Genomic DNA, 22,061 nt, shown 5'->3' with positions numbered 1-22,061 from the left:
AACGCTTTACAGCACGACCTTCACCATCGGATGCCCGGTCAGCGCCCGATAGATGTCGTCGAGATGCTCGCGGTTCAGCGCGCGCACCGTCACCGTCAGGCCGGTATAGTTGCCGCCGCTCGACGGCCGCACTTCGATACGCGTCGCGTCGAAACCGCCGTCGAACTGGCGGATCACCTCGACAATCGTCGTCTGGAAATCCGGGTGCGACTTGCCCATCACCTTAATGGGGAAATCGCAGGGAAAATCTATCAATGATTCGTTCACGGGACTCATCCTCGACTCCTTCACTCACCGCACGCAATCACCACATATGATTGCGCGCGGAGAAAAAGCAAGCCGCAGATCTGTTCTTGTTGCCAGCTTACTTCTTCTTGTTGAACATCAGCATCATCGAATCCCACACGCGTCCGACGATGCCCGCCTGCGGCACGGCCTGAAGCGCGACCAGCGGAACCTGCGCGAGCGTCTTGCCGTCGGCGACGAACTTCACGCTGCCCACCTGCTGGCCTTCCGTGATCGGCGCGATCAGCGGATCGGCGTGCTCGACCTGCGGCTTGACCTTGTCGCCCATGCCCTTTGGCAGCGTGATGTACTGATCGGACTTCACGCCGAGCTTCACCGTATCCTGCGAGCCCTTGTAGACGCGCGGCGTCTCGATGACCTGGTTAGCCTTGTACAGACGCACCGCGTCGTACGCGGAGTAGCCGTAGTTCAGCATCTTCAGGCTGTCCTGCACGCGATCGTGCTCTTTCGGCTCGCCCATCATCACCGTGACGAGGCGGCGCGACGCATCGGGCACGCCCGCCAGCGGACGCTTCGCAGTCGCGATCAGGCAGTAGCCGGCCGCCTGCGTGTGGCCCGTCTTCAGCCCGTCGACGGTCGGGTCGATCCACAGCAGACGGTTGCGGTTCGGCTGCTTGATCTTGTTGTACGTGAATTCCTTGACCGAGAAGATGTTGTAGTAATCCGGGTAGTCGCGGATCAGCCGCGCGGACAGGATCGCGAGATCGCCCGCCGTGGTGTAGTGCTGCGCATCCGGCATGCCGTTCACGTCCGAGAAGTGCGTGTGCGTCATGCCGAGCTTTTGCGCTTCCGCATTCATCATGTTGACGAACTGCGATTCGCTGCCGCCGACCAGTTCCGCCAGCGCGATTGCCGCGTCGTTACCCGACTGCACGATCATCCCGTAGACGAGGTCGTGCACGGTGACGGGCTTGTTCGCCTCGATGAACATGCGCGATTCATCCGTCTTCACGCGGCGCACCGCTTCGCTCGGATTGATCGTCTGATCCATCGTGATCTTCTTCGTGCCCAGCGCCTCGAACACCAGATACGCCGTCATCAGCTTGGTCAGCGATGCGGGCTCGACGCGCTCATCCGGATTGCCCGACGCGAGCACCTGGTTGCTGGTTGCATCGACGAGCACCCACGAGCGCGCGTTCACGCCCGGCGGCGGCACCTGCGCGAACGCGCTGCTCGCGACGAGCGCAGCGGGCAGAACGAGCCCCAGGGCCAGCTTGCTGGCGACGGTTTGCGGAATGAAGGAAGCGAGGCTGGAATGGCCGGGGTTCGAAAAGCGCATAGGATCGGTTCGGGCAGAAATATGTTCTGGGTGCGCAAGGACGCGCAGTTCGGATGTTCGCGTGATGCCGGATTCGCAGGCGCCGCCGCGCGCAAGCGGTGCGGCGTCGATTTGACTGCTTGTCAGACTATCGGTTCGCTGTCGGTTCGCGCAGCGCGCCTCGCATCTCGCGCCGAATCCGCCATCCAGACTCACGGACAGGCGATTCGATCCACCAGACGGGCAACGCTGCGCCCAAAAAAAGAGCGCTCATTATACAAGCGGCTGCCTGACAATTTGCCTTGAGTTTGTGCGGTCCCAACGAGTTTTTCCCGCAATTGCGCGGGCTTTGTGACGACAAAGGGCGGCACCTGGCCGCCCTTGTCTGTCACGCGCGAGCGAGCGCGAATCAGCGCCACGCGTCGACGATGATCCGCTTGAGAATATGCAGCTTGCGATGCAGGAAATGCTCGGCGCCCGGAATCACGATGACGGGCAATTCTTGCGGACGCGCCCAGTCGAAAACGGACTGGATGGGCACGGTGTCGTCGGTTTCGCCGTGGATGACGATCGTGTTTTCCGGCACGGGCGCAACTTCCCAGCGGCTCGCCGCCGTGCCGACGAACACCATCCGCTCGATTTCCTTGCCCTCTTCGCGCAGCCGCGCGGCGACGTGCGACAGCACGAACGTGCCGAACGAAAAGCCCGCGAGCACGAGCGGCAGATCGGCCTGGCCTGGCTGCGCGCGCATGTGCTCGAGCACGGCGAGCAGATCGTCGCGTTCGCCGATGCCGGCGTCATGCGTGCCTTGCGTTTCACCTACGCCGCGAAAATTCGAGCGGTACGTGATGTAGTTCAGCTGGACCAGCGTGCGCGCAATCGTCTGCGCGACCTTGTTGTCCATCGAGCCGCCGAAGAGCGGATGCGGATGCGCGACGAGCGCGATGCCGCGCGGCGCGGCGTTCGCATCGCGCGTTGCATCGGGTGCATCGAGCGCGACTTCGATCTTGCCCACCGGGCCGTCGACCAGATACTTCTTCGTTTGTGCATTCATCTTGTGGCGTCGCTGTTGTCGCTATCGGGTCACGGCGGGCATCAACGGTCCATCAGCAAACGCTCGACGATCTTGCCGTTGACGAGATGCGAATCGACGATCTCGTCGATATCGGCTTGATCGACGTACGTGTACCAGACACCTTCCGGATACACGACGATGGTCGGGCCTTCCTCGCAGCGATCGAGGCAGCCGGACTTGTTGATGCGCACCTGACCGGGACCGGCGAGGCCGAGCTGTTTCACGCGTTTCTTCGCGTACTCCTGCATTTCCTGCGCGTTGCAGTTCGCGCAACTTGGACGCGAAGCGCCCGGCTCGCGCTGGTTCAGACAGAAAAAGACGTGATACTTGAAGAAAGAATCCATGATGACTGGCGAGTGATATCCGTTGACGGCGCGCCGCGCGCGGCTCATACAGCGCGCCGGGCCGCAGGAGATGAGGTTCCGTCGATTATAACGACGGGGCTCGAACGCCGCAGATCGCACGGGCGCACGCCGCAGGCAAATCGCAGTTCGCATGTCGATGCCCACGCGAGCAACACGGCGATCCGCGATGCGCGCCCTTCACGCCCGCGACCCACGCCTTCTCGACAGCAATGCGTGTTCCGCCGACAGCCCGACCCACACGAGCACCGCATACGGCCACATCCACGCGAGCCAGCGCGCGAGTCCGTTGAAGTGCAGGTAGCGCCCTTGGCGCCAGTCGGCGAGCACGACATCGAAATACGGATTGACGGGCAGCAGATTGACGAACACCAGCGAAACGGCGAGCGCCATCACCGCGAGCGCCGCACGCGAACCGCGCGGCAGCTTCAGCGCCAGCAGCATCGCGACGAAACCGCTGGCGAGGCCGATCAGCGCGCCCGGCGTCGCCCAGTTGAACGCGAGACCCGATTGCGATTGCAGGAACGTCGCGCCCGCCTTGACGACGAGCGCCGCCACGACGAACGAAATCAGGAGCCGCGCGCGCGGCGCCCGCTCGCGCATCGGCAGCGACGCGAGCGCGCCCGCCGCCAGCAGATTGAGCGCGGTGATGATGGCTTCCCACGCATCGTCCGGTAGCCACGACGCGACGAATGCGGGCCACGTCTGCACGTGCCAGGCCGCGGGCGTCCATGCGAGCAGCGCGTCCTGCATCGTCGAATCGAAGCGCAGCCACAGATCGCGTGGCCACGCGCCGAGGCCGAACAGCAGCGGCGACGGATACATCGTCGCAAACGGCCACAGGGCCGCGAGTCCGATCACGGCAGTGCGATCGCGCTCGAACCACAGAAAACGCATCCGGCGCAGCATGCCGCGATCGAGCAGCGCGCCCGTCAGCGGCGACATCAGCGTCGCGCCGAGCAGCGCGCCGAGCGCATTCGCGGCGAGATCGAGATTCGACGCGACGCGTGTCGGCAGCCAGGTCTGCACCGCCTCCATCACGCCCGACAGCAGCGTGCCAAGCCCGAACGCGATTGCTACGGCAAGCGCGCCGCGCCAGCGCGGATAGACAGCGAGCACGACCAGCGCGCCGAACGGCATGTAGCCGAGCACGTTCGTCACGACATCGAAGGCCGTCAGGTACTGCGGGAAAGGATCGAAGAGATAGTCGAACGGACCGATGCCGAGCGAGCGCCAGCCCATGAACGGATACCACGATCCATAGACGATGAGTGCCGCATAGAGCGCGAGCGCCTGCCTCGCAAACGCCGACGGCCGGCGCTGCCACGCCTTGTCAGCCATCCAGCGCTCCCATGACCGCGCCCCTGTCCGTCATTGCTGCGCGACGAGCGCCTGCACGCCGAGCCACGCGGAAATCTGCGCGACGAGATCGTCGGTTGCGGCCGCGAGCGCGCGCGCGCCGCCTGCTGCATCGGCCGAGCTCGACGGCGCGCGCGCGAGGAACGTGCGCTGCCCGACCACCTTGCCGTCGACGAAGAGCGTCGTGCGGGCCGTGACGGAGCCGTGGCTTTCCGACTGGCCGTCGAAGTCCTGCTCGAACTGGTCAAGATCTACCTTCAATACGGGAGCATGCCCGCCATCACCGCCCGTGAGCACCGTGCCACGCGACGACAACGCATTGCGCAGCCGCTGCGTCAGCAGTTGCGCGGGCGGCATCGTCCAGTGGCTCGTCGCGTACGAGGCCGTCTGCAGGGAGTCCGCATACGTGAGGCGATAGATGAGCTTGTCGGAGTCGAGCGTCGCGGGCGCCGTGACATCGAGCACCTTGATCGCCGGCATCGTGCCCGTGCTCCCCGGCAGCGGCGCCGGGCCGAGGTCGTAGCGGATATCGGCGAGCGCGGCCGGATTACCCGCGCAACCGGCCAGCGCGCCGAGCGCGAGCAGCACGGCTGCGAGCGCGGCGCGCGTGATGAAGAGTCGGCGATTCGAACGTGACATTGCTTATTCCTTTGAAATTCATTTTGCCGCGCGCGCCGCGGGCCACACGAAGCCCGGCTCGCCCGGGCCGGGCGCGGCAGGCGGCGCGCCGAACAGCACGCTGTTCGGCGTGCTGCTGAACGTATCGGCGGCGCGGTCGACCGAGCGCACGGCCGTGCGCACGTCTTCCGCCAGCGAGTTGACGCGCGGCAGCGTGTCGTAGCCGACGCGCGCCGATACGTCCTGCAGCGTCGCGTTCATCGCCGTCAGCGCGTCGCCCGCCTGCTGCGCGGCCGTGCCGACCTTGTTCAGCGTGACGTTGAGCGGACCGTCCGCGCGATTGAGGCTCGTGATCATCCGGTTCGTCGATACGAGCGTCTGATCCAGCTGGTTCAACGTGCCCGGCAGCTTGCCCGCTGCCGGTCCCATTTGCGCCGTCAGCGTCGTGACGCCATCGGCTGCATGCTGCAGGCTCGCCGCCGTCGCCAGCAACTGGGCGCGCATTTCCGGCGAAAGCAGCTCGTCGACGTCGCGCACGGTCTTTTCGAGCTCGCGCAGCAGCACGTCGCCGCGCGACTGCAACTGATCGAGCAGGCCCGGACGCATCGGCATCTGCGCGACGTTCTTCGGCGACGACGCGAGCGGCGTCGTGTCGTGTCCCGTGTCGTCGAGCTGGATGAACGCGAGGCCCGTGACGCCCTGCAGGCCGAGACTGCCGAACGTCGAATGCGTGATCGGCGCGTTCTTGTCGACCAGGATGCGGATCAGTATCTGTCCCGGATGCGCGCGGTCGAATTTGATCGACTGCACCTTGCCGACGTCGAGGCCGCGATATCGTACCGCAGCATCCGGGTACAAACCTGTGACATTGGTTCGTGCAATCAGATCGAAAGGGATGCGCACCGACCGGTCGACGTTGAAGAAAAACGCCGCCACGCCGATCGCAATCGCCATCACGACTGTGAAGAGCCCGGCCCAGAAGGCGTGTGATTTGTTTTCCATGGTCAGGTTCCCTGGTTCGCAGCGGGTTGGCGGCCGGCTACGCAGGCGCTTTCACGGCCGCGTGTGATTGCCGGATTCACAGCGCGGTGCGCAGCGGAAGCGCTTCCGCCGCGGGCTCGAGCGCCTCGTGCGGCAGCTTCGCGCGCCGCTCCGGCGACAGCCCCTGCAACGCGAGCCGCCCGCGCAGCCCGAGAAAATACTCGCGGATGAACGGATGATCGAAGCCCGCCACTTCCTCGACGGGCGCCGCCACGATGACCTTGCGATCCGCAATCACGGCGACGCGCGTCGACAGCGCGACCATCGTATCGAGATCGTGCGTCACCATCACCACAGTCAGGCCGAGCGCGCGATGCAATGCGCTGATCAGCTCGACGAATTCGTCGGAGGCCTGCGGATCGAGACCGGCCGTCGGCTCGTCGAGGAACAGCAGCTCCGGTTCGAGCGCGATGGCGCGAGCGATGCCCACGCGCTTGACCATCCCGCCCGACAGCGCCGCCGGCATCTTCGACGCGTGCTTGCACGGCAGCCCGACCATTTCGAGCTTGAGCATCACGATGTCGCGCAGCAGGTCTTCGGGCACCTTGCCGAGCTCGCGCAACGGCTGCGCAATGTTGTCGAACACCGACAGCGACGAGAACAGCGCGCCGTGCTGGAACAGCATGCCCGAGCGCACGCGCATCAGCGCCGCTTCTTCGTCGTCGAGCTGCGCGATGTCCTCGCCGAACACCTTGATCGTGCCCGAGGTCGGTCGTTCGAGGCCGAGTATCTGGCGCATCAGCGTCGTCTTGCCCGAGCCCGAGCCGCCGACGATCGCCACGATCTCGCCACGCCGCACGTCGAAGTCCAGATGCTGATGGACGATGTTGCGGCCGTAGCGCTTCGTGAGATTGCGCACCTCGATCACGGGTTCCGCGATCTGCGGCAACGGCTGGTCCCGAACGGCGGAGGTAAGCGGCGCGATCATGACAGCCCCACGTTCTGAAAGAGAATCGCGAATACGGCATCGGCGAGGATCACGACCGTGATCGACGTGACGACGGATGTGGTCGTGCCCTCGCCGAGACTCTGCGAATTGGCCTTGATGCGAAAGCCGAAGTGACAGCCGACGATCGCGATCAGCATGCCGAACACCACGCCCTTGCCGAGCCCGATCCACAGATTCGCGACGGGCACGACGCCCGGCAGCGCACGCGCGAAGTACGACATGTCGATCTGCAACACGAGCTTGGCGGCCAGCGCGCCGCCCGTCAACGAGACGATGTTGGTCCACATCACGAGCAGCGGCATCGCAAGCGATAGCGCGAGCACGCGCGGCAAAATCAGACGCAAGCCGTGCGGAATGCCCATCACGCGCATTGCATCGAGTTCTTCCGTTACGCGCATCACGCCGATCTGCGCGGTGATCGCGGAACCGGAGCGGCCCGCCACGAGGATCGCCGACAGCACGGGGCCCAGTTCGCGCAGCACCGACATCCCCAGAATGTTCACGATGTACTGGTTCGCGCCGAAGAGCCGCAGCTGCTGCGCGGACAGATAGCTGAGCACGATGCCGATCAGGAACGCGACGAGCGCGGTAATGGGCAGCGCCTGCGTGCCCGCGCTGTAGACGTTCGCCGAAAACTCCTTCCACGGCGCGAGCTTCGGATTGCGCGTGATCGACAGCAGATCGAGAATCACGCGCCCGAACATCGCGATGCCGCCATACAGATGCTCGAAGAACGCGAAGATGCCGAGGCCGAGCTGCGTGAACGGATCGAAGCGACGCACGGGCTCGGGGTTCTCGCGCACCGTGTCGAGCAGCGCGATGCGCTCGAAGATGTCGCGCTGCGTATCGTTGAGCGCGACGAGATCGGCGGGCAGCCTGTAGCCCCACACGCGCCACAGCGCCTGGCCACCGACATGATCCATGCGCTCCACTTGCGACAGATCCCATTGCGCGACATGCGCGCGGCTAGCGATCAGTTCGCGCAGACGCGGCAGCGCCCTTTCGTGCACGCGGTCACGCGCCAGCGCGAGCGCCGTCCACTGACCGGACAGGCGGACGATCTTGCCCCGGCTGCCTGCCGCGACTTCCAGTCCGGGAGGAGTGTCGTAGTTCAAGGATCGCTGGAATAGGGTTATCGGATTAACGGGCATTGTAGCGAAGCCACCGCTCTTGGGCCTTGGTGATACGCCTCGTTACGGCGCGAGTTCTGGCGGGGCAGCGGAAGGAAAGCGGAATGGGTCGCGACCCGATCACGATGACAGGCTCAGTGGCTAAAATACGGCTCATGAATACCCCTAACTCATCCAGCGCCTCGGGCGACTGGCGAATCGACCGGCAGCGCGCCGTTGCATTGTTTGGACCGGCCGCGCACGACTGGCCCATCGAGATCGTCGAAGAGACGGGCTCGACCAACGCCGACCTGATGGCGCGCATGAAGGCGCTGCCACGCGAACCGGGCGCGCTCGCGCGGCCCGTCGTGCGGGTCGCCTATCTGCAGACGGCGGGACGCGGCCGCCGCGGCCGCACCTGGTATGCGGAACCGGGCAACGCGCTGCTGTTCTCGGTCGCGTGCGTGCTGCCGCGGCCGCTCGAAGGACTCGCGGGGCTAAGCCTCGCGGTAGGCGTGGCGCTCGTCGACGGCTTGCGTTCGCTGCCCGTTGCGGGCCCTGGCCAGATCGCGCTGAAGTGGCCGAACGACGTACTGCTCGAAGGCGACAAGCTCGCCGGCATCCTGATCGAAACGGCGTGGAGCACGCCGGACGCGAGCGCCGTCGTGATCGGTATCGGCACGAACGTGAAGGGCGCCGACGAACTCGCCGCGAAAGTCGGCGCGCTCAACGCGGACGTACCCGCGCAGGCACGCGGCGCGGCGCCCACGGCTCTCTCGCGCGCGCTGCCGAACGCAAATCTCACCGATACCCTCGCCGCCGAGCTCAACGCGCTCGAGCCGGCATTGCAGCGCTTCGGCGCAGAAGGTTTCGCGCCGTTCCAGCAGCGCTGGAACGGCTGCCACGCCTACGCGGGACGCGATGTGGTGCTGTTCGAGCAGGGCGTCGAGTTCGGCCGCGGCGTCGCGGCGGGCGTCGACGATCGCGGGCAACTGCTGCTCGATGCCCCGTCCGGCAGGCAGGCGATCGCGACGGGCGACGTGTCGCTTCGTCTCGCGGACGAAGGCAGCGGCGCCGCATGAGTGGCGCACCGTATCTGCTGATCGACGCCGGCAATAGCCGGGTCAAGTGGGCGCTCGTTCAAGCCGATGGTACACAGACGCACTCGGGCGCGTTCGCGCATGGTGGTCAACTGGTCAAGGGCACCGGCGATCCCTTGCAGTCGAGGCATGAGCCTGACTGGTCGACGCTGCCCCCACCTGGCTCTGCATGGTTATCGAACGTCGCTGGGGACGCCGTCGCGCGCCGCATCGACGCATTCATCGACCGGTGCTGGCCCGCTCTGCCGCGCACGACGATACGCTCTGCAGCGCAGCAGTGCGGCGTCACGAATCGGTACACGACGCCGTCGCAACTCGGCAGCGACCGCTGGGCGGGCATGATCGGCGCGCGCGCGGCGTTTCCGGGCGAGCCGCTGCTGATTGCGACGTTCGGCACCGCGACGACGCTGGAAGCATTGAACGCCGATGGCGTGTTCGTCGGCGGATTGATCGCGCCGGGCTGGTCGCTGATGATGCGTTCGCTCGGCGAGCATACGGCGCAACTGCCGACGCTCGACGCAATCGACGCGCGCGGCTTGCTCGCCGACGACGGCGACGCCGCAAGCGCAAGCGAGCATGCGAATCGTGCCGCATGGTTCGCGGTCGATACGCCGCGCTCGTTGTCGTCGGGATGCGCGCTTGCGCAGATCGGCTTCGTCGAGCGGATGTGGCGTGATCTGCAGGACGAATGGAAGAAGCCCGTGCGGCTCGTCGTCAGCGGCGGCGCCGCGGGCGAACTCGCGCAGGCGCTGGGCGTGCCGCACACCCGTCACGATTCGCTCGTGCTGGCGGGACTCGCGCTGATCGCGGCGGAAGCATCGGCGGGTTCGCCGCCGGACGCCCGCCCGGCCTGAGCACAGAATAGAGGACAAACAATGGTGGAGACATCAACGATGCTGCGCTGGATAATCGCCCTGCTCCTGCTCGCCAATATCCTCGCGTTCGTCACGATGCGCGGGCTGTTCGGCCCGTCGCCGGCAGCGGGGCCGCGCGAACCGAATCATCTGGGCCGGCAGGTGCGCCCCGACCAGTTGCGCGTGTATCCGATGTCGGCGGCCGATGCGACGGATCTCGCCGTCGTCGGCGGACCCGCGCCCATTACGCCCGTCGCCACTTCGGCGCTGAGCCAGTAAGGGCTGCTGGTCGATAACGCGCGGGCCCGACCATCGCAGCGCCGTCCTTAGCCCTGCGCGCGCACTTTCTTCAGAAGTGACGTCGTCGAACGATCGTGTTCGAACGGAATCGCCAGCGCCTTGCCGCCCCAGCCACGCACGAGCGCGGATTCCGGCAGCTTGTCCATGTCGTAGTCGCCGCCTTTGACCAGCACGTCGGGGCGCAACGCGTCGATCAGCGCGACGGGCGTCTGCTCCTCGAAACGCACCACCCAGTCGACGCTTTCCAGCGCGGCCAGCAGCGCCATCCGGTCGGCTTCGTTGTTGATCGGGCGGTCGTCGCCTTTGCCGAGCATGCGCACCGACGCATCGCTGTTCACGCCGACGATCAGCGTCGCGCCCAGCGCCTTCGCGTCCGCGAGATAGGTGACGTGCCCGCGATGCAGGATATCGAAGACACCGTTTGTGAACACCACGGGGCCAGGCAGCGAAGGGCGAAGTTGAGCGAGTGCATCGCGCGTCGTGAGCTTGCGTTCGAAAGTAGCGGCCATGTGAGAAGTCGTTTAACGGATTTGCGTCGAGTGTATGCGAATCGCCCCTTGCAGTTGCAGAAGAGCTGCACGGCGGCGGCGCATGGATTCAAAGCCAGAAAGAAAAACGGCCCGGCGGGTTTTCACCTGCCGGGCCGTGGCGTTCCTGTGCAGCGCGCCGTGCGTTCAGCGACGGCGCGCCGCCCCTGTCAGGCCGGTTGCTGATGCGCAGCCGACGGCTGTTCAGCCTGCAGGCGCGTCACGACTTCCTTGCGATAGCGGTTCAGTTCCTGAGCGGTGCCGAACGAGCGCTCGAACAGGATCGACAGGTTGTGCAGAATGCGTTCGACCACCTTCTTTTCCCAGCCGTCGTCGAAACGGATCTGCTCGTCGAGCCAGCGCTCGAGCCACTCCGGATCAGGCAGACGCGATTGCACGGTGTCGCGCGGGAACAGCGCCTGATTCACGTGCAGATTCGTCGGGTGCAGCGGCTTTTCCGTGCGACGCGCAGAAGCCATCAGCACGCCGATCTTCGCGAACGACGCGCGCGCGACATCGCCGAAATTCGTCAGCGCCTTTTTCATGTATCGCAGATACGCGCCGCCATGACGGGCTTCGTCGCGCGAAATGGTTTCGTAGATGTGCTTGATGACGGGCTCGGTATGCCATTCAGCCGCGCGGCGATACCAGTGATTCAGGCGGATTTCGCCGCAGAAGTGCAGCATCAGCGTTTCGAGCGGCGGCGCCGGATCGAACTCGAAGCGCACCGCGTGCAGTTCTTCTTCCGTCGGCACCAGCTCAGGCTTGAAGCGGCGCAGATATTCCATCAGCACCAACGAGTGCTTCTGCTCTTCGAAGAACCACACGCTCATGAACGCGGAGAAGTCGCTGTCGTGGTGATTGTCGCGCAGGAACATTTCCGTGGCGGGCAGCGCCGACCATTCGGTGATCGCGTTCATCTTGATGGTCGCCGCCTGCTCGTCGGTGAGCAGCGACGCGTCGAATTTGTCCCAGGGAATGTCCTTCTCCATGTCCCATCGAACGGACTCGAGCGATTTGTAAAGTTCCGGATAAAGCATGGTGTTCATGATCCCACCCCTGTTCTGCGCAAGGCGACGTCTGTTATCTGTTGCTACTCTGCTGCGGATGAACCGAAAATTCCGAAGCGTCGGGAACTTTCGCCGTCATCAGCGCAGCATTCAATTTTACGCGGTAATCGGCTGCCAAGATGCATGCTTTGGCAAAAGAACTACTGCGGCTCGTGATGCGCACGCGAATTTCATGCCTCGAATGCGCGGCCAACCGTGGGTGAGGGAGAACCTGTGCCTGAGGTCGTGCCAGCTTGGGGCCTGGACGGCAGCATGGGGTCGCGACGGACGCTCCGGCACCGTATCGGCGCCGGCATGGGCGGCGAATCTGTCGTTGATGCGACGTTGTTCGCGCGCTCCCGCAGGCCAGAAAAAGCTTACACGATGATAGCACGCGGGGCTGCACGGCCCTGTTTTCGGGCCGTCAGGACGCACCTGCAATTGACGTAAAGCAACGTCGACGCACGGTATCCACACGAATTCAACTGGATGTGCTAGCGCGAGCACGCGCTTTTAAAGCGGCCGCATCGCTTCGCCGCGATACGGCCGCCGCTACGTCATTCGGACGCCGACGAAGTTTTCTTCGTAGCCGGTCCGCCCGTCGCGCGCTTGGCAGCCGGGCGTTTCGCGGCGGGACGCGGCGCGTCGGCGGCGGCGGATTTCGCTTGCGCTGCGGCATCGGACTCGGACTCGGGCGCATCGTCCGGTTCGAGATCGCTCGGTTCGACTCCCGCGCCCGCTTCCGATGCGCCCGTCGCCGTCGTCGCGGCCGGCTGCGCCATCGCGAACTGCGCGATCTGGTTGAACTGCGCCTGCAACAGATTCCACCAGCCCGACGCATCGAATGCGGGCGGCGGCGTCGACTCGCCGGCTTCCTGCGCGCTCGCGGCAGACTGCGGCTCCGGCTGCTTCGGAGGCGCGTCGGCTGCGGGTTGCGTCATCGCCTGCTGCGCAAACGCGCCGAACGCGCGCAGCGTCGTGAGCGTCGCGCGCTGCACTTCGAGCGCCTGAATCGCCGATTGCAGCATGTTCAGGTTGAGCTTGAGCCATTGCTCGACGGCGCGCATGTCGGTGATGCGCTTGTCGAGTTCCTCGACGTTCGTGAGCGGCGCCATCATGTCGGACATCATCGACAGCGACGGCACGATGCCCTGCGCCGCGCCCGGATGCGTGCCCGGAAACGCGGCGCCGAACGGCGTGAGACGCATCATGCCCCACATGCGGTCGAGCATTTCGGCGGGCGGGAAACCGGGGAAGCCTGGAAACGGTGGTGTCGAGCCGGGTGTGTCGGTCATTGCGGTTCTCCTTGATTTCCTGAGTTCGGTTCCAGCGTGCGGCATAGGCATGCTGTTCGATCATACCGCGCGCGGTTTGCGGCTGGCCTCGCGAATTGCTTGCTGGTCAGGGGCCTGGAGAGCGCGCGGTTCGTGCACTATCGTGCGCTTCTACCGGTGACGGCTTTGCGTTCCACCAAAGCCACATTCGCCGATTCGCAGCCGCAAGGAACGCACCCGCGCCAGCACTACCCATGACCGACGCAGTTGCCGCCGCGCGATCGTCAGAACGGCTCCTTGCCCGAAAAATCCGGCGTGCGCCGTTCGCGCAGCGATGCCACGCCCTCTCGCACATCCGGTCCCGCGAAGCCCATGAATTCCAGCGCCAGCGACGTGTCGAACGCCGGCCCCGCCGAGCGCAGCCAGTTGTTCAACGCGTACTTGGTCCAGCGGATCGCCGTCTGCGAGCCATTTGCGAGCTTGCGCGCGACTTCGAATGTCTTGGGCAGCAGATCGTTGTCGTCGACGGCAAGCGAGACGAGTCCGATCCGCTCGGCCTCTTCGCCGCTCACGGGCTCGCACAGCATCAGGTAGTACTTCGCCTTCGCCATCCCGCACAGGAGCGGCCACACAATCGCCGCGTGGTCGCCGGCCGCGACGCCCAGACGCGTGTGCCCGTCGATGATGCGCGCCGATTTCGTCGCGATCGAAATATCGGCAAGCAGTCCCGCGACGAGCCCCGCGCCGACTGCGGGTCCGTGCATCGCCGACACGATCGGCTTGCTGCAATTGATCACGTTGTAGACGAGGTCGCGCGCTTCGCGCCACACGCGCGTGCGCACGTCGAAGTCATTCGCCATGTCCTCGACGAGGCCCAGATCGCCGCCCGCCGAAAAGCCCTTGCCTTCGCCGCGAATCACCACGACGCGCGTCTCCGGATCGCGATCGACGTCGCGCCAGATGTCGGCGAGCTCGCGATGCATGTTCGCATCAGCCGTCGCGAGATTGCTCTTGTTCGTGCCTTCACCGCTCATCACGATTTCGAGGATGCCGTGCGCATGCCGCCGCACGCGCAGCGACCTGTAGTGCGCGTAAAACGCGGGTTCGACCGATGGCGATTCCGATTCGTGAGACATGGCTGGCATCCGTAAGAGCGACGCGTCGGCGTCGAAACACACTTCACGCACGCAGCGCAGCCGACGCTGCGCTGCGCGAACGCACCGCGCTCTAGCGCGGCTGATACACCCACTTCGCGCTGTGAATCTCGACCATCACGCGCGCGCGCTGATCGAGGCCCAGGTGATCCGTCGTGCTCATGTTGACGACGCCGTTCGTGTCGGCGAGACCGCGTGTTGCTTCGAGCGCATCGCGCAACGCGCGGCGAAATTCGACCGTGCCGGGCGCGCCCGATTTCAGCGCGACGGGAATCGCGTTGTTCAGCAGCATGCTCGCGTCCCACGCATACGAGCCGAACGCCGACACGCTGCCCGGCCCGCGCAGCTTCTCGAAGCGCGCGATGTAATCGAGCGCGAGACGCTTCGAAGCATAGTCCGCGGGAAGCTGCGATGCGACCAGCACGGGACTCGCGGGCAGGAAAGTGCCGTTGCAATCGGCGCCGCACACGCGCAGGAAGTCGTTATTGCCGACGCCGTGGTTGTGATAGATCTTGCCCTTGTAGCCGCGCGAGATCAGCGTCTTCGGCGGCAGCGCGGCCGGCGTGCCCGCCGCGCCCACGACGACGGCGTCCGGGTTCGCCGCCATGATCTTGAGGATCTGGCCAGTCACGCTCGGGTCGGTGCGGTTGAAGCGCTCGTTGGCCACCACGCTGATGTGATGGATCTGCGCGAACTTCGCGACTTCCGCGTAGAACGTCTCGCCGAGCGCATCCGCCTGGCCGATATACGCGAGCGTCTTCACGCCGTGCTGGCTCGCGTGCTCGGTGATCGCGGACGCCATCATCGCGTCCGTTTGCGGCGTCTTGAACATCCAGTGCCGCTTGGCATCGACGGGCTCGATGATCTTCGCCGACGACGCCAATGAAATCGCAGGCGTCTCACCTTCGGCGACCACGTCGATCATCGCGAGCGAGTTCGGCGTGATCGACGAGCCGATGATGGCATCGACATGATTTTCGGAGATCAGCTTCTTCGTGTCCTGCACGGCTTGCGTGGTATCCGATGCATCGTCGAGCACGATGTATTCGATCTTCTGGCCGGCGACTTCTTTCGGAAAGAGCGTCGATGTATCGCGCGCGGGAATGCCGAGCGATGCGGCCGGCCCCGTCAGCGACAGTACGAGGCCGATCTTCACCTGCGCGAGCGCGAGTCCCGGCAAAAGAGAAAGCGTGGCGCCAAGCGCGGTGCGCCGCCCAGCGGCGCGAGAATTGATAAAGCGCTCGCGCAAAGTTGAAAATGCAAACGTCCCGTATCGCGGCATGCCTTGTGTCTCCGTTTTTTGTGCGTTCTACGATGCTGCGTGGCTTGCGATGTTCCGCTGTCTAAAGATCAGCGGCTGCGAGGCCCGATGCCCTCGCGCGAGCGTCAGTGTAGCGGCGCGCGCGGCGCTATCGGCATCGGGCGAAACCCTTTCGGTTCGCTCGACGCCGCGCATGCATGACACGTCAATGAAACGTCATGCGCGATGCCCCTCTCACTGCGCGTCTTCGAGCGGCGCAACGGCCTGATCGATCGAGCCGAAAATCGACTTGCCTGCTTCGTCGAACATCTCGATCTTCACCGTGTCGCCGAACTTCATGAACTCGGTTTGCGCCGCGCCGTGCTCGATGGTTTCGAGGCAGCGCTTCTCGGCGATACAGCAGTAGCCACGCTTCGCATCCTTGTTCGAGACGGTGCCCGAGCCGACGATCGAGCCCGCGCGCAAGTTGCGCGTCTTCGCCGCATGCGCGATCAACTGGCCGAAGTTGAACACCATGTCGGTGCCTGCGTCCGGTTGTCCGACCTTCCTGCCGTTCCAGTGAACGATCATCGGACGATGCACGCGGCCTTCGCGCCATGCGTCGCCGAGTTCGTCGAGCGTCACGGCGACGGGCGCAAACGACGTGGCCGGCTTGCTCTGAAAGAAGCCGAAGCCCTTCGCCAGTTCGGCGGGAATCAGGTTGCGCAGCGACACGTCGTTGACGAGCGTCACCAGCCGGATGCTCTTCAATGCGTGCTCGGGCTTCGTGCCCATCGGCACATCGCCTGTGACGACGGCCACTTCCGCTTCGAAATCGATGCCGAACGACTCCGACGCGCACACGATGTCGTCCTTCGGGCCGATGAAGTCGTCGCTGCCGCCCTGGTACATCAACGGATCGGTCCAGAACTCTGGCGGCATTTCCGCGCCGCGCGCGCGGCGCACGAGCTCGACGTGGTTCACGTACGCGGAGCCGTCGGCCCACTGGAACGCGCGCGGCAACGGCGCCATGCATTCTTTCGCATCGAACGAAAACGTGTTGCGCGCGCGGCCCTGATTCAGCTCGTCGTAAAGGTCGCGCAGTTGCGGCGCGTAGAAGGTCCAGTCGTCGAGAACGCGCTGCATCGTCGGCGCGATGGTGTCGGCGATGGCGGCCGTATGCAGGTCGCGGGAAACGACGATCAGTTGACCGTCGCGCGTGCCGTCCTTCAGCGTGGCAAGTTTCATGGCGGGAAAGCGTGTGGATGACGATAAGAGGAATGTATTCTACGATGGTGAATCGGCGCGGCCCAAGCGGACGCGTCATGCACGCTTTTGCACATCGCGACGCGCGCCCGGTTTGCGTCGTTTGCTTGCTGCCGTTTTCACGATCATTGCCTGTCCCGTTGCCTATGTCACCGACTGCCCGCTCCAGTTCGATCCGCCAGGATGCCGAATCCGCCGAACCGCTCGACTCCGTCGACGACGATGCCGTCGATCAGCACGAAGCCGGCGAGGAAAAGCTGCGCTCGGGCATCCAGTCGATCGAAGTGGGCTTCCGTCTGCTCGAAGTGCTCACGCACGAACCGCGCGCGATGATGCTGCGCGACCTCGCGCAGCGCGCCGGCATGAGCCCCGCGAAAGCGCATCGCTATCTGGTGAGTTTCCAGCGCCTGGGCGTCGTCGCGCAGGACCCGCTGACGGGCCGTTACGAACTCGGCGGCTTCGCATTGCAACTGGGGCTTGCGCGGCTCGCGCGCGTCGACGGCGTGAAGCTCGCGCGCGTTGCACTCGCCGAACTGCGCGACCGGCTCGACATGACGGTGGGCATCGCGGTGTGGGGCAATCAGGGGCCGACCGTCGTGCACTGGATGGAGTCGAGTTATCCCGCGAAGGCATCGCTGAAACTCGGCGACGTGATGCCGATGCTCAGTTCCGCGACGGGGCTTCTGTTCGCGGCGTATCTGCCGCGCGGAAAGACGGCCGCGATGATCGAACGCGAGCTCGCGCACACGCAGCGTTGGGCGACGGCCAACACGCCGACCACGCGGGACGACGTCGAGCGCGTGCTCGACGACGTGCGCGCGCATGGCGCGGCGCGAGTCGAAGGCATGTTGCTGCCGACCATACACGCGTTCTGCACGCCCGTGTTCGATTCGAACGGCGATCTCGCGCTCGGGCTGATCGCGCTGGGTCACGAAGGCGCGTTCGACATCGCGTGGGGCGGTGCAGTCGATACCGCTTTGCGCGAGTGCGCGCACAAGCTGTCATACGAACTCGGGTATAGCCCGACGCCCCGATAGGCTTTCAATCGATGAGCCGCACGACCGGTCGCATGATGACCCGCACGATGAACGCGTGACGGCGGCGCCCGGTCGAAACGTCTTTAACCGCGTTCCGCGCTCAACCTACTGCCTCCGATGTCATCTCCGTTTGCTGTCCGCACCGTTTCGTCGCATGCGCAACTCGCCGCGGCGCAGCGCCGTTCGTCGCGTTTGCGGTGGACGGGCGTGCTGGCGGCTGTGGCAGGCGCGCACCTGATCGCCGCGCTGTGGTTCGAACGGCATCATGAAACGTTCAAGCCGGTTGCGCCCGAGCATGTTCCCGTGCAGGTCGCGCTGCTCAAGCCCGAGCGCATCGAAACGCAGGCGGCCGGCTCTCCGCCGCCCGCAGTAGCGAAGACCGCTCCGCCCAAACATGGTGCGCAGCCGCCGCGCGAGCATGTGCTGACGGCGACGCGTCCGCAACCGTCGAAAGCGCCCACGACGAACGACGCAGCCAGCGCGCCTGTCGGCGCTTCAGTTGCTTCGGATTCAGTAGCTGCTTCCGCTGCGGCAGCAGCCCAAGCCACCGCCGCGAACCCTAGACCCGGCATCGGCCAGGGCAACGCACCGCTCTCGACACCGGGGGTGAAGTTTTCCGTGCCGCCATCGGGCGATCTGCAATACGACACGTTCTACAACGGCGTGCGCAATCAGCCTGGCACGATTCACTGGACGAGCGATGGCCACTCGTATGACATCGTCGTTTCGGTGCCTCTACCGTTTGTCGGCACATTCAGCTATTCGAGCCACGGGCACGTCGACGCATTCGGTCTCGCGCCCGATCAGTACGTCGAAAAGCGCGGCCGTCGCGGCGAAGACGTGACGACGTTCCATCGCGATACGAAGCAGATCGGCTTCACGCGCACGCCGACTACATTGGCGCTGCCCGACGGCGCGCAGGACCGCTTCAGCATGGTGATGCAACTGGCGAGCCTGGTGCGCGGCGACCCGGACGCGTATCAGCCGGGCGTCACGCGGCAGTTCTACGTGACGGATAACGATAGCGGCGAGCTCTGGCCTATCGAGACGATAGGCGACGAAACCGTGCGCACCGAACAAGGATCGGTCGATGCGCGGCATTTCATGCGGCTGCCGCGCCGCGAAAACGATCGCCGGCGCATCGACGTGTGGCTCGCGCCGTCGCTCGGCTGGCTGCCGGCGCGCCTCGTGCAGACAGAACCGAACGGCACGCAGATCGAACTCGTGTGGCGGGGCAAGCTCGCGCCGCCGGATGTCAACGACACGTCTTCTTCGGACGACACCTCGTCGGGCAGCACCCAACCCTCCGTCACCGATCCCGGCGCCGGACCCGAAAAGCCCTGATGCAAGCAGGCTCTTGGCGCTGCGGGATACTTAACATCGAGGCTGTAGTCATCTTCAGAAACTTCTGTCGCGTGCATGAATCGGACGACGAACAGCGGCACGACGAGCAGCGCTCATCACACGAACGTTTCATGCGCATCCGGTGATGCGAATCGAACGACCCGGCGAACGACGCGGATCGCATGAACGATTCACTCGTTCTTTCATTGCGACAACACTTTTGGAGTCCGCATGCAAATCAATGTGAATGGCATCGATACGCGCTACATCCTGAGCAATGAAGGTGGAGGCCCCTGGCTCACGTTCGTTCATCAGCTAGGCGGCGATCTGTCGATATGGGATCAGCTCGCCGGATTCTTCCGCGACGAGTACACGGTCTTGCGCTACGACGTGCGCGGTCACGGTCAAACAGCCGTATCGGACAGGCAGTTCAGCGTGGCGGATCTGTCGCAGGATCTGCGCGCGTTGCTGGATGCGCTTGGCGTCCAGAAGACGCATCTGGTCGGCATGTCGATGGGTGGCATGATCGCGCAGCAGTTCGCGCTCGATAACCCCGATCGCGTGGAGACGCTGACGCTCGCCGATACGCACGCCGCCACGCCAGCCGATGGCCGTGCCCTCTGGGAGCAGCGCGCGGCGACGGTGCGCAACGAAGGCGTCGGCTCGCTCGCGCAAGCAACGATGGAACGATGGCTGACGGCCGGCTTCCGCGATGCGCATCCCGAAGTCGTCGAGCAGATTCGCGAGGTGTTCGAGCACACTTCGTCTGAAGGTTATGCTCATGCGTGCCTTGCACTGCGCGATTTCGATGTGAGCGGTAGACTGAAAGAGATCGCCCTCCCTACTCTCACAGTGGCTGGACGCCACGATGCAGGCACGCCACCTGCTGCTACACAGGCAATAGCGGATGCCATTCGGGGAGCGAGATTCGAACTGCTAGACGCGGCTCACCTCGCACCGATCGAGCAATCGCAACGTTTTACGGCTTTGCTTGAATCGTTTCTGCAGAAACTGGTCTAACAGACAGGTCCGGGATCTTTAACGCGTCAGGCCGGACCCACCCCTTGAATTCCAAACCATGGGCTCCATCTACGGTGCAACACTGGCCCGGAGCCATCGGAAAGAAGGAGTGTCGCCATGCAAATGATCTATAACAGCCCCAACTATTGTGTCGTCGAATTCCCGCCGCAGGACGGGCATATCGCGATGAGGTCCGGTGGGTATGAGATCGTCGACAAGAACACGCAGCGCGAGATTTATATCGACGGCGTGATGGCAGCCAGTTTTCGCGAGCATGTGCAAAAGCTCATCGAAGACGAACCGACGCTAGACGAAGTGGACGAATTTCTCGGTCAATTCGACAGCCTGATGAATCAGCCGGTCATTCTTCACTGACCCATCGGCGCCGCTGACGCCAACTCCAGGCGACACGTCTCCAATCGACCCCGCCCGGCTTGCCCGGCGGGGTTTTTCGTTTTTTGTCCTTTTCGTTTTTGTCTGCGAGGCGCCCGTCTCGCGGTGCGCCGCGCCGGGCAAGGCGAACGCGCCGCGCAAACAGCGAAAGATATACTGCCTGCGCTCCATTGTCAGCAACCGGCGCGCCTTGCGCGCAGGCACGGACTGCAAAGCCGCGTCGCGCGGCGAGTTCGCGGCCATCCGGCTACAATATTGAGTTTCCTGAAAAAGTCGGCAGAGCCAGCCGGCACGAGCGCGATCAGACCATGAACCAGCCCGCCAAGTCAGCCCCATCAGTCGCCAACGCCGGCGCCGCCTACACGCGCGGCGCGGCCCTGCCCGCGTTGCTCGAATCGCGCATCCTGATTCTGGACGGCGCGATGGGCACGATGATCCAGCGCTACAAGCTCGACGAAGCCGCCTATCGCGGCGCGCGCTTCAAGGACTATGCGCGCGACATCAAGGGCAACAACGAGTTGCTGTCGATCACGCAGCCGCAGATCATCAGCGAGATTCACGAGCAGTATCTGGCTGCTGGCGCCGACATCATCGAGACGAACACGTTCGGCGCAACGACTGTCGCGCAAGCCGACTACGGAATGGAAGCGCTCGCCGTCGAAATGAACCGCGAATCGGCGAAGCTCGCGCGCGCCGCATGCGACAAGTACTCGACACCCGACAAGCCGCGCTTCGTTGCCGGCGCAATCGGGCCGACGCCGAAGACGGCGAGCATCTCGCCCGACGTGAACGATCCCGGCGCGCGCAACGTCAGTTTCGACGAACTGCGCGCCGCGTACTACGAGCAGGCGAAAGCGCTGATGGAAGGCGGCGCAGACCTGTTCCTCGTCGAAACGATCTTCGACACGCTGAACGCAAAGGCCGCGCTCTTCGCGCTCGACGAACTGTTCGACGATACAGGCGAGCGCTTGCCCATCATGATCTCGGGCACGGTGACGGACGCATCGGGCCGCATTCTGTCGGGACAGACGGTCGAGGCGTTCTGGAATTCGCTGCGCCACGCGAAGCCGCTCACGTTCGGCCTGAACTGCGCGCTGGGCGCGGCGCTGATGCGCCCGTACATCGCGGAGCTGGCGAAGCTGTGCGACACCTACGTGTCGTGCTATCCGAATGCCGGCCTGCCGAATCCGATGAGCGACACGGGCTTCGACGAACTGCCGGCCGATACGTCGGGCCTCCTGAAGGAATTCGCGCAAGCGGGTCTCGTGAACATCGCGGGCGGCTGCTGCGGCACGACGCCGGAACACATCGCCGCGATCGCGAAGGCGCTGAACGACGTGAAGCCGCGCAAGTGGCCGAGCCACTATCGCGACGTCGCCTGAAGCACATCAACGCTGTCTGCCGAATCAACTGAAGCAACGACGAA

Annotated in this window: 23 protein-coding genes; 8 read left to right on the top strand and 15 right to left on the bottom strand. The window is 64.7% G+C overall.

Annotated elements, in window-relative coordinates:
• Positions 1–6 precede the first annotated feature (6 nt).
• The 9 genes from AABE10_RS23240 to AABE10_RS23200 all read right to left on the bottom strand — a co-directional run bounded on the left by AABE10_RS23240 (position 7) and on the right by AABE10_RS23200 (position 8,083).
• Entirely contained in the window at positions 7–276 is a 270-nt protein-coding gene (locus AABE10_RS23240) for a DUF493 family protein (protein WP_087734212.1), read from the bottom strand.
• Positions 277–364: 88 nt separating this feature from the next.
• Entirely contained in the window at positions 365–1,585 is a 1,221-nt protein-coding gene (locus AABE10_RS23235) for a D-alanyl-D-alanine carboxypeptidase family protein (protein ID WP_342935579.1), read from the bottom strand.
• A 388-nt stretch (positions 1,586–1,973) separates the two neighbouring features.
• On the bottom strand, positions 1,974–2,618 hold the full coding sequence (locus AABE10_RS23230; RefSeq protein WP_342935578.1) for an alpha/beta hydrolase: 645 nt from the start codon (positions 2,616–2,618) through the stop codon (positions 1,974–1,976).
• 41 nt (positions 2,619–2,659) lie between these two features.
• Positions 2,660–2,983 (bottom strand): ferredoxin, encoded by a 324-nt coding sequence (locus tag AABE10_RS23225; RefSeq protein ID WP_342935577.1) that lies wholly within the window; start codon positions 2,981–2,983, stop codon positions 2,660–2,662.
• Between the two features lie 198 nt (positions 2,984–3,181).
• Positions 3,182–4,342: a VanZ family protein gene (locus AABE10_RS23220; protein ID WP_342935576.1), complete on the bottom strand. Its 1,161-nt coding sequence runs from the start codon at positions 4,340–4,342 to the stop codon at positions 3,182–3,184.
• A gap of 30 nt (positions 4,343–4,372) precedes the next feature.
• Entirely contained in the window at positions 4,373–4,999 is a 627-nt protein-coding gene (locus AABE10_RS23215) for an ABC-type transport auxiliary lipoprotein family protein (RefSeq protein WP_342935575.1), read from the bottom strand.
• 18 nt (positions 5,000–5,017) lie between these two features.
• Positions 5,018–5,980, bottom strand: a complete 963-nt coding sequence (locus AABE10_RS23210; protein WP_342935574.1) for an MlaD family protein — start codon at positions 5,978–5,980, stop codon at positions 5,018–5,020.
• A gap of 76 nt (positions 5,981–6,056) precedes the next feature.
• Positions 6,057–6,947, bottom strand: coding sequence for an ABC transporter ATP-binding protein (locus tag AABE10_RS23205; RefSeq protein WP_342935573.1), 891 nt, complete (start codon positions 6,945–6,947; stop codon positions 6,057–6,059).
• A complete protein-coding gene (locus AABE10_RS23200; RefSeq protein ID WP_342935572.1) occupies positions 6,944–8,083 on the bottom strand; it encodes an ABC transporter permease in 1,140 nt (379 codons plus the stop codon). Before AABE10_RS23200 ends, AABE10_RS23205 begins: the two co-directional genes overlap by 4 nt.
• Before the next feature lie 170 nt (positions 8,084–8,253).
• On the opposite strand from AABE10_RS23200, the gene AABE10_RS23195 reads away from it, so the two are divergent.
• From AABE10_RS23195 to AABE10_RS23185, 3 genes are read left to right on the top strand one after another with little or no spacing between them, the layout of a single operon-like run.
• On the top strand, positions 8,254–9,159 hold the full coding sequence (locus tag AABE10_RS23195; RefSeq protein ID WP_342935571.1) for a biotin--[acetyl-CoA-carboxylase] ligase: 906 nt from the start codon (positions 8,254–8,256) through the stop codon (positions 9,157–9,159).
• Positions 9,156–10,031: a type III pantothenate kinase gene (locus AABE10_RS23190; RefSeq protein WP_342935570.1), complete on the top strand. Its 876-nt coding sequence runs from the start codon at positions 9,156–9,158 to the stop codon at positions 10,029–10,031. The genes AABE10_RS23195 and AABE10_RS23190 overlap by 4 nt, the downstream gene beginning before the upstream one ends.
• Before the next feature lie 39 nt (positions 10,032–10,070).
• Positions 10,071–10,310 carry a hypothetical protein gene (locus tag AABE10_RS23185; RefSeq protein ID WP_342935569.1) on the top strand — a complete coding sequence of 80 codons (240 nt, stop codon included), beginning with the start codon at positions 10,071–10,073 and terminating at the stop codon, positions 10,308–10,310.
• A 47-nt stretch (positions 10,311–10,357) separates the two neighbouring features.
• Here the strand turns inward: AABE10_RS23185 and rfaE2 are convergent, their stop codons facing one another.
• The 6 genes from rfaE2 to AABE10_RS23155 all read right to left on the bottom strand — a co-directional run bounded on the left by rfaE2 (position 10,358) and on the right by AABE10_RS23155 (position 16,823).
• Positions 10,358–10,840, bottom strand: coding sequence for a D-glycero-beta-D-manno-heptose 1-phosphate adenylyltransferase (rfaE2, locus tag AABE10_RS23180; protein ID WP_342935568.1), 483 nt, complete (start codon positions 10,838–10,840; stop codon positions 10,358–10,360).
• A 188-nt stretch (positions 10,841–11,028) separates the two neighbouring features.
• Positions 11,029–11,907 carry a ferritin-like domain-containing protein gene (locus AABE10_RS23175; RefSeq protein ID WP_342935567.1) on the bottom strand — a complete coding sequence of 293 codons (879 nt, stop codon included), beginning with the start codon at positions 11,905–11,907 and terminating at the stop codon, positions 11,029–11,031.
• Positions 11,908–12,464: 557 nt separating this feature from the next.
• Positions 12,465–13,202: a PhaM family polyhydroxyalkanoate granule multifunctional regulatory protein gene (locus tag AABE10_RS23170; RefSeq protein ID WP_342935566.1), complete on the bottom strand. Its 738-nt coding sequence runs from the start codon at positions 13,200–13,202 to the stop codon at positions 12,465–12,467.
• Between the two features lie 263 nt (positions 13,203–13,465).
• Positions 13,466–14,317, bottom strand: coding sequence for an enoyl-CoA hydratase/isomerase family protein (locus tag AABE10_RS23165; protein ID WP_342935565.1), 852 nt, complete (start codon positions 14,315–14,317; stop codon positions 13,466–13,468).
• Between the two features lie 91 nt (positions 14,318–14,408).
• On the bottom strand, positions 14,409–15,617 hold the full coding sequence (locus AABE10_RS23160; protein ID WP_342935564.1) for an ABC transporter substrate-binding protein: 1,209 nt from the start codon (positions 15,615–15,617) through the stop codon (positions 14,409–14,411).
• Positions 15,618–15,830: 213 nt separating this feature from the next.
• A complete protein-coding gene (locus AABE10_RS23155; RefSeq protein WP_342935563.1) occupies positions 15,831–16,823 on the bottom strand; it encodes a fumarylacetoacetate hydrolase family protein in 993 nt (330 codons plus the stop codon).
• Positions 16,824–16,987: 164 nt separating this feature from the next.
• On the opposite strand from AABE10_RS23155, the gene AABE10_RS23150 reads away from it, so the two are divergent.
• The 5 genes from AABE10_RS23150 (at position 16,988) to AABE10_RS23130 (ending at position 22,017) form a co-directional block, all read left to right on the top strand.
• A complete protein-coding gene (locus AABE10_RS23150) occupies positions 16,988–17,878 on the top strand; it encodes an IclR family transcriptional regulator (protein ID WP_342935562.1) in 891 nt (296 codons plus the stop codon).
• 117 nt (positions 17,879–17,995) lie between these two features.
• Positions 17,996–19,222, top strand: a complete 1,227-nt coding sequence (locus AABE10_RS23145; protein ID WP_342935561.1) for a DUF3108 domain-containing protein — start codon at positions 17,996–17,998, stop codon at positions 19,220–19,222.
• Between the two features lie 231 nt (positions 19,223–19,453).
• Complete coding sequence (gene pcaD / locus AABE10_RS23140) at positions 19,454–20,242, top strand: 3-oxoadipate enol-lactonase (protein ID WP_342935560.1); 789 nt, start codon at positions 19,454–19,456, stop codon at positions 20,240–20,242.
• 117 nt (positions 20,243–20,359) lie between these two features.
• Positions 20,360–20,617, top strand: a complete 258-nt coding sequence (locus AABE10_RS23135) for a BTH_I0359 family protein (RefSeq protein ID WP_087734231.1) — start codon at positions 20,360–20,362, stop codon at positions 20,615–20,617.
• 326 nt (positions 20,618–20,943) lie between these two features.
• The gene (locus tag AABE10_RS23130) at positions 20,944–22,017 is read left to right on the top strand and encodes a homocysteine S-methyltransferase family protein (RefSeq protein WP_342935559.1); all 1,074 of its coding nucleotides are present in this window, start codon (positions 20,944–20,946) and stop codon (positions 22,015–22,017) included.
• The last annotated feature ends 44 nt before the right edge of the window (positions 22,018–22,061 follow it).

It is taken from the genome of Paraburkholderia diazotrophica (assembly GCF_038900755.1).
Taxonomy (GTDB): Bacteria; Pseudomonadota; Gammaproteobacteria; order Burkholderiales; family Burkholderiaceae; genus Paraburkholderia; species Paraburkholderia diazotrophica_A.
The sequence above is the reverse complement of the archived record's forward strand: the minus strand, read 5'-3'. Positions and strand labels throughout refer to the sequence as shown.

Coding starts and splice junctions, on each gene's coding strand:
- AABE10_RS23240 (WP_087734212.1), bottom strand. CDS start 276: ATGAGTCCCGTGAACGAATCATTGATAGATTTTCCCTGCGATTTCCCC.
- AABE10_RS23235 (WP_342935579.1), bottom strand. CDS start 1,585: ATGCGCTTTTCGAACCCCGGCCATTCCAGCCTCGCTTCCTTCATTCCG.
- AABE10_RS23230 (WP_342935578.1), bottom strand. CDS start 2,618: ATGAATGCACAAACGAAGAAGTATCTGGTCGACGGCCCGGTGGGCAAG.
- AABE10_RS23225 (WP_342935577.1), bottom strand. CDS start 2,983: ATGGATTCTTTCTTCAAGTATCACGTCTTTTTCTGTCTGAACCAGCGC.
- AABE10_RS23220 (WP_342935576.1), bottom strand. CDS start 4,342: ATGGCTGACAAGGCGTGGCAGCGCCGGCCGTCGGCGTTTGCGAGGCAG.
- AABE10_RS23215 (WP_342935575.1), bottom strand. CDS start 4,999: ATGTCACGTTCGAATCGCCGACTCTTCATCACGCGCGCCGCGCTCGCA.
- AABE10_RS23210 (WP_342935574.1), bottom strand. CDS start 5,980: ATGGAAAACAAATCACACGCCTTCTGGGCCGGGCTCTTCACAGTCGTG.
- AABE10_RS23205 (WP_342935573.1), bottom strand. CDS start 6,947: ATGATCGCGCCGCTTACCTCCGCCGTTCGGGACCAGCCGTTGCCGCAG.
- AABE10_RS23195 (WP_342935571.1), top strand. CDS start 8,254: ATGAATACCCCTAACTCATCCAGCGCCTCGGGCGACTGGCGAATCGAC.
- AABE10_RS23190 (WP_342935570.1), top strand. CDS start 9,156: ATGAGTGGCGCACCGTATCTGCTGATCGACGCCGGCAATAGCCGGGTC.
- AABE10_RS23185 (WP_342935569.1), top strand. CDS start 10,071: ATGCTGCGCTGGATAATCGCCCTGCTCCTGCTCGCCAATATCCTCGCG.
- rfaE2 (WP_342935568.1), bottom strand. CDS start 10,840: ATGGCCGCTACTTTCGAACGCAAGCTCACGACGCGCGATGCACTCGCT.
- AABE10_RS23175 (WP_342935567.1), bottom strand. CDS start 11,907: ATGAACACCATGCTTTATCCGGAACTTTACAAATCGCTCGAGTCCGTT.
- AABE10_RS23170 (WP_342935566.1), bottom strand. CDS start 13,202: ATGACCGACACACCCGGCTCGACACCACCGTTTCCAGGCTTCCCCGGT.
- AABE10_RS23165 (WP_342935565.1), bottom strand. CDS start 14,317: ATGTCTCACGAATCGGAATCGCCATCGGTCGAACCCGCGTTTTACGCG.
- AABE10_RS23160 (WP_342935564.1), bottom strand. CDS start 15,617: ATGCCGCGATACGGGACGTTTGCATTTTCAACTTTGCGCGAGCGCTTT.
- AABE10_RS23155 (WP_342935563.1), bottom strand. CDS start 16,823: ATGAAACTTGCCACGCTGAAGGACGGCACGCGCGACGGTCAACTGATC.
- AABE10_RS23150 (WP_342935562.1), top strand. CDS start 16,988: ATGTCACCGACTGCCCGCTCCAGTTCGATCCGCCAGGATGCCGAATCC.
- AABE10_RS23145 (WP_342935561.1), top strand. CDS start 17,996: ATGTCATCTCCGTTTGCTGTCCGCACCGTTTCGTCGCATGCGCAACTC.
- pcaD (WP_342935560.1), top strand. CDS start 19,454: ATGCAAATCAATGTGAATGGCATCGATACGCGCTACATCCTGAGCAAT.
- AABE10_RS23135 (WP_087734231.1), top strand. CDS start 20,360: ATGCAAATGATCTATAACAGCCCCAACTATTGTGTCGTCGAATTCCCG.
- AABE10_RS23130 (WP_342935559.1), top strand. CDS start 20,944: ATGAACCAGCCCGCCAAGTCAGCCCCATCAGTCGCCAACGCCGGCGCC.